The sequence below is a fragment of the Thermoclostridium caenicola genome (genome assembly GCF_900142095.1).
Lineage (GTDB): Bacteria > Bacillota > Clostridia > DSM-8532 > DSM-8532 > Thermoclostridium_A > Thermoclostridium_A caenicola.
Genome location: NZ_FQZP01000089.1, coordinates 1 through 3,426 on the forward strand (window position 1 = coordinate 1; position 3,426 = coordinate 3,426).

The window sequence follows — 3,426 nt, forward strand, 5'->3', positions numbered from 1 at the left end:
CAGAAAAAAGGCAGATGACCATACTTGATCATCTGCCCATATTCCATATGCTACTTCATTTTACTGGTTCCACCCCAACATTTGACGTAGAACCAAAAAATGCCCTGCCATTGATGGCAGGCGAACGTCACGGCAGCCCTGCTTTACCCGGCAAAAAAGCCGTTCCTTAACGGAACGGCTTATCCTGCCATATCACATTATCCAAATAGGGTTTACTCCCGATATCAGTCATAGAGCGGGAACCTGCGGGTCAGATCATCCACCCGCCTGATGATCGCTTCCTTGTTGGCCTCATAATTGCCGCTGAGGGCCATATCCAGAAGCTCTGCGATCTCCTTCATCTGCTCTTCCTTCATGCCCCTTGTGGTGACTGCGGGTGTGCCGACACGGATACCGCTGGTGATGAACGGGCTCAGGGTATCAAACGGGATGCCGTTCTTGTTGACGGTTATCCTTACCTCGTCCAGCATGCTCTGGGCATCTTTTCCGGTAATGCCCTTGTTGGTCAGGTCAATCAGCATCAGATGGTTGTCGGTACCTCCGGAAACGATCTTGAAGCCCTTCTCCATCAAAGCGGCTGCCAACGCTTTTGCGTTCTTGACGATCTGCTGCTGGTAAGCCTTGAAGGAATCGGACATGGCTTCCTTGAGGCATACAGCCTTGCCGGCAATGATATGCATCAGCGGGCCTCCCTGGATACCCGGGAATACGGCCCGGTCGATTTCCTTGGCATATTTGGCCTTGCACAGGATCAAACCGCCCCTGGGACCCCTCAGGGACTTATGGGTGGTTGTTGTCACAAAATCCGCATAGGGAACAGGACTGGGATGCACACCGGCTGCCACAAGGCCTGCAATGTGGGCCATATCCACCAAAAGCAGGGCACCTACTTCGTCACAGATCTCCCTGAAGGCCTTGAAATCGATGATCCGGGAATAGGCGCTGGCACCTGCGATGATGAGCTTGGGCCTGCATTCGCGGGCGGTCTTCCGCAGGGCATCATAGTCAATGCAGCCGTCCTTCTCGCTGACGCCATAGGCAACGGGCTTGTAATACCTTCCGGACATGTTGATGGCCATGCCATGGCTCAGATGGCCGCCGTGGGACAGGTTCATCCCCATGAAGACATCGCCGGGTTCCATGACCGCGAAAAACACGGCCATGTTGGCCTGGGCGCCGGAATGGGGCTGCACATTGGCATGCTCTGCGCCGAACAGTTCCTTTGCCCTGCTGATGGCCAGGTTTTCAACCACGTCCACATGCTCGCATCCGCCGTAATAGCGCTTTCCGGGATACCCTTCCGCATACTTGTTCGTGAGGGGAGTGCCGCATGCTTCCAGTACTGCCTTGCTGACAAAATTTTCCGATGCAATCAGTTCGATGTTGCCGTTCTGGCGATTGATTTCATCGTAGATGGCTTTTGCAACTTCTGGATCGATTCTTTCTATTTCGTTATACTTCAGCATCTCTATATCCCCCATCCAATTAATCACAAATCTGATTATAATGCTTTGTGAAAGATGATGTCAATAAAGAATGAATATTTATGCAAAGCCTATACAAGCGTTTCATCCTGATTCGACACTCTGTCCTTCCGCTCCAGGGATGCGGCATCAATAAACATGAGCACCGACAGCCTCTGGGTGATAAGCTTGAGCATGCTCTCAAGGAACGCAGAAATAAACAGAGCCAGAGCAGCGTTTTCCACATCCATGGAAAACAGGTTCAGCAGCCATCCCAGGGCATAGAGGCTCATCATGTTGGAGAGCACGTACTTTCTGCTGTTTCGGGTCAGCTCCAGAGACTTCCTGAAATTCCGGACAGGTCCCACGTCGAATTCAATAATGAGCAGATCCTTAAACACATACAGGGTACTTACGATCAGGATGACCATGGGGAGCAACGCGGTAAAAACGGCCAGACCGGGCACATATACAGTCGCAACGACCATAACCGCCACCACCACATAGATGGCCGCATAAAAAAGGAGATTGAAAAGGATGATCTTGGGCAGCCGCGCAAAGAAAACCGACGTTCTTTGAGCGCCGGACATCTGCGGATTGGTCAGCCCGAAGAAATACCAGCTTCCGTAGAACAGGGAAATGAAAAAGGTCAGCACCCTGATGCCCAGAAAAATCAGAGCGACATACATGAACGAACGGGCTATGGTTTCATAGGCGCCCGAAGCAAAGAGGACGCTGTTCAGGCTGTCGAGGCTCATATTCTCCTGCAGCCGGATAAACAGCTGTTCATACTGGGTATAGAGGTCTAAAACAAAAGGCCTGGCCAGCAAATAGCCTCTAAAGAGAACACCCAGCAGGAGAACGAATATCACCCGTGCTACCACGGGCCTGTCTAAGTCGTAAAACTTGATGGATTCCTTGAAATAGGCATTGATCAGTCTGACTTTACGTGGTTGATTATCCATTTTTGTCCCCCTTGATTTTTCTGATATCCGAAGCGGACAAATAGCGCCATTGCCCCGGTTTCAGATCGCCCAGCGTGAGGTTGCCGATGGCAATGCGCTTCAGTTTCTTCACCGGATGGCCAACGGCTTCACACATTCTTTTGACCTGCCTGTTGCGGCCTTCATGGATGGTTATCCGCAATACGGCGCTGTGCTTTTTTTGCTCCACCAGTTCAACCTTTGCCGGGGATGTGGGCCTGCCGTCCAGCAGGATACCCTCCCTCAGCTTTTTCAGGGCGTTTTCGGAAGGTATGCCTTCAACCTCCGCGAGATAGGTTTTGTTCACCTCATGCCCCGGATGGGTGCTGTGATAGGCAAAATCCCCGTCATTGGTCAGGATGAGCAGGCCTGTTGTGTCATAATCAAGCCTTCCCACCGGATAGACGCGTTCCGGAACGTCGTCTACCAGGTCCATAACGGTTTTTCTGCCCTGTGGATCCGACACCGTCGTGACATAACCCCTGGGTTTGTTCAGCATGATATAGACCGGTTTTTCTTCGGGTACCACCGGCTTTCCGTCAAACTCCACCAGGTCATGTTCCGAAACCGTAACGCCCATCTCGGTCACGGTATGCCCGTTTACCCGCACCCTGCCGTCACGGATCATTTGCTCGGCATGGCGCCTGGATGCTATGCCGCATTTGGCGAGATATTTCTGAAGACGCATTTTTTCGCTCATTTGCTCATCGTCCATTCCGGAAAACATTATACCATAGTCCCATCATGTATACTATTTAATTTGTGCACAACAGCGTCGTCCAAAGCCATGCTTTCTGCCGTCATATTGAAGAGACTGCCACATTCCTGTCCGTTTCATACACGCCTGCCGGCAACAGGATTTCCGGATGCCATGAAATCCTTGCAGCATAGTGTAAAATTGTTGTAGGAAAAAAATAAACAAGAGACATCCTTCTTTGATAAAATGGGATTATACACAACAAACCATTTAGAGGAAGGAG

4 protein-coding genes are annotated in these 3,426 nt (G+C 51.1%); all 4 read right to left on the reverse strand.

What is annotated here, in order from left to right:
• Positions 1-224: 224 nt before the first annotated feature.
• A complete protein-coding gene (glyA, locus tag F3H12_RS12910) occupies positions 225-1,463 on the reverse strand; it encodes a serine hydroxymethyltransferase (RefSeq protein ID WP_479694083.1) in 1,239 nt (412 codons plus the stop codon).
• Positions 1,464-1,555: 92 nt separating this feature from the next.
• On the reverse strand, positions 1,556-2,428 hold the full coding sequence (locus tag F3H12_RS12915; RefSeq protein ID WP_149679725.1) for a hypothetical protein: 873 nt from the start codon (positions 2,426-2,428) through the stop codon (positions 1,556-1,558).
• A complete protein-coding gene (locus tag F3H12_RS12920) occupies positions 2,421-3,146 on the reverse strand; it encodes a pseudouridine synthase (RefSeq protein ID WP_207706861.1) in 726 nt (241 codons plus the stop codon). The genes F3H12_RS12915 and F3H12_RS12920 overlap by 8 nt, the downstream gene beginning before the upstream one ends.
• Before the next feature lie 100 nt (positions 3,147-3,246).
• A partial coding sequence (locus F3H12_RS13400; protein WP_207706863.1) for a hypothetical protein occupies positions 3,247-3,426 on the reverse strand: 180 nt, incomplete at its 5' end.